Origin of the sequence: Anaerotignum lactatifermentans DSM 14214 (assembly GCF_900142265.1) — a bacterium.
GTDB classification, from domain to species: Bacteria; Bacillota; Clostridia; order Lachnospirales; family Anaerotignaceae; genus Anaerotignum; species Anaerotignum lactatifermentans.
Map to the genome: position 1 here is coordinate 36,663 of NZ_FRAH01000028.1, position 6,082 is coordinate 42,744.

Here is a 6,082-nt window from a genome sequence, read left to right on the forward strand (position 1 = left end):
AAAATGGATTATTCAGCGTCAGCTGTTTTCTGAGAGATACGGAAGATTACAAATTCCGCAGGTTTTACAGGTGCAACACCGATCACGCAGATCAGTCTGCCGTTGTCAATATCATCCTGACTCATGGTATCTCTGCCAATATGTACAAAGAATGCTTCTTCAGGAGATGTGCCTGCCAGAGAGCCGCCTCTCCACAGATTTGTCAAGAATACGCTGATGGTTCTCTGTACTCTTACCCACAGAACTTCATCGTTGGGTTCAAATACAGCCCAGTTTGTATTGGCTTTGATGGATTCTTCGATGAAGATAAACAGTCTGCGTACGTTGATGTATTTCCAGCTGCTGTTGCTTGTAGCTGTTCTTGCGCCCCATACACGGATGCCCTGACCAGCAAATGCTCTGATAAGGTTTACACCCTTAGGGTTGAGAATATCCTGTTCGCCTGTATTGAACTGGCAATCCAGACCAACACAGCCTCTTACCACTTCATTTGCAGGAGCTTTGTGTACGCCTCTTGCATTGTCGCTTCTTGCGTAGATACCCAGAATGGAGCCAGAAGGAGGAATAGAGATGTTTTTCTTGTCCAGTGGATCGAATACGTTCAGCCAAGGATGATACAGTGCTGCATAGTTTGTATCGAAGATATTTCTGTGCGCAATGATATCTTCTACTTTTCTAGCATCTCTGGGAATATCCAATACTGCAAATCTGCTGCCTGTGTTTTCACAATGAGCAACCAGCATCAGCTGTACATTGGGATCTGTTACGCCGGGAATTGCCATCAGGGAAACAACATCGTTATCCAAGAATGCCTGAATACCTGTACGTCTGCCGGCACCTCTGTCTTCACCGATAAAGTCTGCTGCACTGATGGATGCAACACTGCCGTTGCTGCCGCCTGCGAAAGCAACAGAACCTACGGAAGCATCTTCGCCAACAAGCTGTTCAAAAGGTGCTACTATTTCTGTGTTGTTTTCCAGGTAGTGTACTTCCACCAGATCGGATTTTGCCATTTTCTTATCTACATAGTTAGGTGCCTGTACGTTGAAGGACATCTGATCGTAGAATTCTACGATTTCATTGTAGCTGACTTCCATAGCAAATTCGCAGGTAGAAATCACTTTTGTAGGAACCAAAGACTTGTCCACTACATCTGCTGTAAATTCTGTTTCAAAGGAAATCACGTTGTCACGGCTGCTTACAACTTTGTTGTAAACAGTTTCTGTTCCGTCTGTGAACATAACAATGTCACCAGCATAGAAGCCAGCACCATTTTTTACAAGGTATTTTTTACCTTCGTTTGTTTCAATTTCTTCCAAAATCTGGGTTTTTGCTTTGCTAGAAGGTGTAATCACAACGCGGATATGGTTGCCCCACATACCGGGGTTTTTTGCTGTCAGCTGTACAATGGGTTTTTCTTTAGAAGGTGCGAATGCAGTTGCGCAAGCAGCATCCTGAGGAGCTACTCTGCATACGAAACATCTGGAACCGCCGTTCAGGAAGAACTGTTCTACAGCATAAGCCAGATAACGATATTCTCCAAATTCATTTTCGGAAAGATAACCACCATACATTCTGTGGAAATCTGCTGGATTAGTAACCAGCTGAGGTACGCCTTCTACAGGACCTCTTTCTGCCAGACCAATGAAACCGGCAGTGCTGGTGCTTACGCCCTCCATAGGTTTGGAACCGGACTCAAATTCTTCAACATATACACCGGGTGATAAATATTCAGCCATCTCATTTCCAATTCCTGCAAGTATGCAAAAATTGGTTCCTCCTTTCCATCATTCATTTTTGATAGTTGTATTCTTACAATACCGCTAATAAGAGAAAACCCCTTGCCCTTGTGTTTAAAAGAAGTGGTTTTCCTTTTCAGAACAAAAATTGTATTCTCTTATTAAGAGTATGTATTGTCTTGGTCATCATCTTCAGGCACCACATCTTCCGGCACAAAAGGATTCATGATCCGCCGCAAAAAAGGCACGGTTTCTGAGGTGTTTTTTTCTTCTTTCAAGGCTTCAATAGAAGCTTTTATATTCTGAAATACTTTTTTCTCGACTTCTGCCTTTTCTGGCATCATTTCTTTCAGTGTTTGTCTGTTTTCCTTTTGCACAGCAGATTTTAAATTTTTGAACATCCGCTCTGCTGATATATTGCCAACAGTTTCTTCGTAAATGACAGCACTTTCCTCTTTTTTATGACTGTCTGAGAAAAGTCTGGCGCCACTGGTTTTTTTCTCAAATAATCGATTTTCATTCAACGCTTCTCTGCTTTGATCAAATGTATTTTCTTGATACTCGCTTTTTCTGCTGACTTTAATAACACATCTGTTATCATTGGCACCAAAAACATATTTTCCATAAGCATTTTCTAACTGTCGTATAGCTTGAAAGGAATCTTTTTTATTTTGTAGTATCTTTCTGTTTTTCTGTGATGCTTGTTTTTCAGAACTTTGTGGAATCGCTTTTTCTCGCAGTGAAGAAGCAGATGTTTTCCAAAATTCCATTTCCACGCAAATCAGCCTTCCTGTCTATGTTTTAATGAAGATATCCAGCATAGATACCAGCTTCAGTATCGGAAAATATCTTTCCTGTTTTTTCATACTCCCCTTTGACAGCCAATATCAACTCTTTCATCCCAACCGGTTTTTCATGGGAAGCTGCCAGAAAAGCAGCGCTATAAACAGCATTTTTGATGCCGCTGCCTGTTAATTCAAATTTTTCTGCCAAAAAATCTATGTCTATGTCATGATCCAACGGCATTTCATTTGGAATGGCTTTTTGCCAAATTTCTTTTCGTTCTTGCATCGACGGAAATGGAAATTCAATGATAAATTTCATCCTGCGTTTGAATGCCTCATCTATATTTTCTACGAAATTTGTGGCTAAAATGACGACACCGTTATATCGCTCCATTTCCTGCAACAAAAAAGCGGCTTCCATATTACTGTATTTATCATGAGAATCTTTGACTTCTGTTCTTTTTCCAAAAAGTGCATCTGCCTCGTCAAAGAACAAAATAGCTTGACTCTTTTTCGCATCCTCAAATATCTGTTTGAGATTTTTTTCTGTTTCACCTATATATTTGCTGACAACAGTGGAAAGTTCTGCTTTATAAAGTTCCATTCCCAGACGCGCAGCAATTACCTGTGCTGCCATGGTTTTGCCTGTTCCTGGCGGACCATAAAATAAAACAGTAATACCATCATGCATATTGTTTTTACGAATATTCCACTTTTCCAAAACAACATGACGAAGGGACACTTGATTACAGCATTCCATAATTTTGCTTTTTTGACGCAGAGGGAGCACCAAGTCCTCCCAATTATATTTGCAATCTACTCTTTCGGCGCGACTGTCAAATTGATGAGATAAAACATCATGAACCGCATCATATAATAACTCCCGACCAATGACACTTTTGCCGCTGACATTTCTCATTTTTTCTGCAAGAGATAAGCATTTTAAAATTTCACCTGGAGTTAGTTCATACTGGTTTGCTAGAACCCGAAAAGAAATATCTTCTTCGATGATAAAGTTTTCGGCAGCATGTGTCCAAAATTCGTACCTTTCTTCCATAGATAATGGCGCAAAAAATACAGGACTCGCATTCAGTTCTTTGGGACGTTCTTCACATATCCAGATGTAAAAAGGAAGAAATGTCAAATATTTCTGCGCAATTGGTAGCAAATCTATATCACAAATCCCGACTGCCCTCTGCTCAGCCACTGCAAAAAACAACGGATGTTCCGCGTTTTTGTCCGAAACCAAAAAAATGGGCATAAGCCCCCTATATTTTGCTAGCTGCAAAAAACAAGTTTTTTTCCCCATTCCTTTTTGCCCGTAAAACAAAAGCGGTTCTTTTAAATGTCTGGTTTGTTGAAAAATATGATTTACTCTAGGAGAAATAATTTCTTTGTCTGAAATAGATACATCTTCATTTTTTGGAAAAATACCACATAAATAGGAAAGTACATGTGGTTTTGGTTGAAGCACAATATCATCTTCCAGAAAAAAGCGATTCATAACATTTTCACGACATATCGCTTGTTGTTTGTGGTTTTTCTCCCACATATCTCTTGCCAGTACAAGTGTAGCCCGTCCATCTATACCGCCAAATAAAGAAAAAATATTTCCGAAACGGCTGTCCCAAAAAGGCAACACCGAGAGAAAAATAACGTAAATTTCCGAAGGATACAACTGAAAATATTTTCCTATTTTCATCAATCGGTCATATTCTGCATCTTTTGTATTCCAGTTTTCCTTGATAATCTGCTGAATCTGCTCATCAGAATACTGGATTTGCGGATATATTTCTGGATCAAGGTCAACACCCGCATATTTTGCATAGCATATCAATTCGATATATCCAGTTTCTTTGATAAACATCTTTCAACCTCGCAATGCTTAAAACGCTTGTTACATCTACTTTTGAAAGAAATTTCTGAATATTCAGAAGGGTTTCTATAGAATAGTAACGCCATCAACGACAAAGTTTTGAATTTTTCTACAAATTACATCTTTTTTCATTATTGATTATACATAAAATATTTTTTTTCGCAATAGGTTTGTAACGAATGGTAGCCACGCTGTAATGAAAAGTCAAAATCTGTATGCCGCTATCGTTCTATTTTTTATAAAATGCAATCAATTTATTTTTGATTTCAGCATATCTTTTTTTCGGCACAGGAATCTGACTTCCATCATATAAAACGATTTCATATGGATGTATAGAAGATATATGCATATTGTTGACAATATAGCTGCGATGTACAAAACTGAAGCTATCTCCTGCTTTTTCAATAAATTCTGCAATGCTGCCTCTGTTATAGATTTCGCTACCATCGGTTGTATAAATCATACAGTTTCTTCCAACAGCATTTACATATAAAATTTCTGCAGGAGATAAAAAGTGTGTAATATCCTTATGATCTGTTACGATAATTTTATTTCTGCTATGTATAGACTGGATTCTGGAAATCCAATACTTTTTTGACATTTCGCCTAGAGCATTAACGAATTTTTCGCCTTCTGCTAATTTCAGTTCTCCCATGGGATTGGATATATGACAATGCTTGATTTTAGGTTCACCTTGTTTTATTTCCCATACAAATGTACATCGTTGCTGCGCTTGGAGAAAATAACCGACACTGTCATCTGTTGTCGTAATGTAACGACCTACAATGGTACATGCGTTGCCAGCATTTTGCGCCACTGTGAACTCCTGATGGGATAAATGACAAGGTTTTAATTCTTTTGCAATTTCCCGAAAATCATTTACTGCATCTTCATAGGTATCGGCATATTGGCTTTTGGCAGAACCGATCCAGATAATATTTTTATCAAAATATTCTATTACAAATTCTGGATCCATTTGCCAAAATCTAGCCAGACATTCCTGTGACAATTCCATGATTTCCTGCAGCAGCTGTTTATTCATTCTTTCTCTCCTCTACAAATTTTTTATCAGTATAGCATGGGGAAAAGTGCATAGCAAAGGCATAAAAGTCTGTTTTTTTTAGAATAAACTATTAGGGAAAGCAAAAAACTCGAGCAATATTTATAACAAGATATTCACTTGCTCCACATAAAGCTTTCATGTCAATATAAAATCAGACATATACAGACATCTTTCTATGTTTTGATGCATAAATTGATTTCTGTTATCAGTATAATATTGGGAAACTATGAAAGTAAAGTTATAAAAATGTTAAATCAATTCTGTAATAAAAATATACCATTACAATTTTGCGCAATCATAACCACGCCTAAAAGACGTGGTTTGCACTAGCCCTATAAGGGCTTATTAAGAGCCAGCGCCTAAATGACGCTGGCTTTCACTTCGTTCAAGCCTTGGTGGTATGATTATCTGCTACCCTTAAAAGGGTCTTCATACTCTTTTGTATTCAACTTATCTTCAATTTGATCTTGTTTTTCCTGTTCTCTGATATATTTTTGAATCGTTGCTGTATTTAAACCGACTGTACTTACATAATATCCTGTTGCCCAGAAATTCCTATTTCCAAATTTATACTTCAGATTTGCATGACGATTGAATATCATCATTGCACTTTTTCCTT

At 38.1% G+C, this 6,082-nt stretch carries 5 protein-coding genes; all 5 read right to left on the bottom strand.

Annotated elements, in window-relative coordinates:
- Window positions 1-8 precede the first annotated feature (8 nt).
- A complete protein-coding gene (locus tag BUB35_RS09035; RefSeq protein WP_072851041.1) occupies window positions 9-1,739 on the bottom strand; it encodes a phage tail sheath family protein in 1,731 nt (576 codons plus the stop codon).
- Between the two features lie 161 nt (window positions 1,740-1,900).
- Entirely contained in the window at window positions 1,901-2,515 is a 615-nt protein-coding gene (locus tag BUB35_RS09040) for a hypothetical protein (RefSeq protein ID WP_072851043.1), read from the bottom strand.
- A 25-nt stretch (window positions 2,516-2,540) separates the two neighbouring features.
- Complete coding sequence (locus tag BUB35_RS19590; protein WP_072851045.1) at window positions 2,541-4,391, bottom strand: ATP-binding protein; 1,851 nt, start codon at window positions 4,389-4,391, stop codon at window positions 2,541-2,543.
- Between the two features lie 238 nt (window positions 4,392-4,629).
- Window positions 4,630-5,442: a LytTR family DNA-binding domain-containing protein gene (locus BUB35_RS09050; protein ID WP_072851047.1), complete on the bottom strand. Its 813-nt coding sequence runs from the start codon at window positions 5,440-5,442 to the stop codon at window positions 4,630-4,632.
- 425 nt (window positions 5,443-5,867) lie between these two features.
- Window positions 5,868-6,082 (bottom strand): transposase (locus BUB35_RS09055; protein ID WP_072851050.1); only part of this gene is annotated, 215 nt, incomplete at its 5' end.

Excerpts from the sequence above, each read along its gene's own strand:
- BUB35_RS09050 (WP_072851047.1), bottom strand. The coding sequence starts at position 5,442 with ATGAATAAACAGCTGCTGCAGGAAATCATGGAATTGTCACAGGAATGT.
- BUB35_RS09035 (WP_072851041.1), bottom strand. The coding sequence starts at position 1,739 with ATGGCTGAATATTTATCACCCGGTGTATATGTTGAAGAATTTGAGTCC.
- BUB35_RS19590 (WP_072851045.1), bottom strand. The coding sequence starts at position 4,391 with ATGTTTATCAAAGAAACTGGATATATCGAATTGATATGCTATGCAAAA.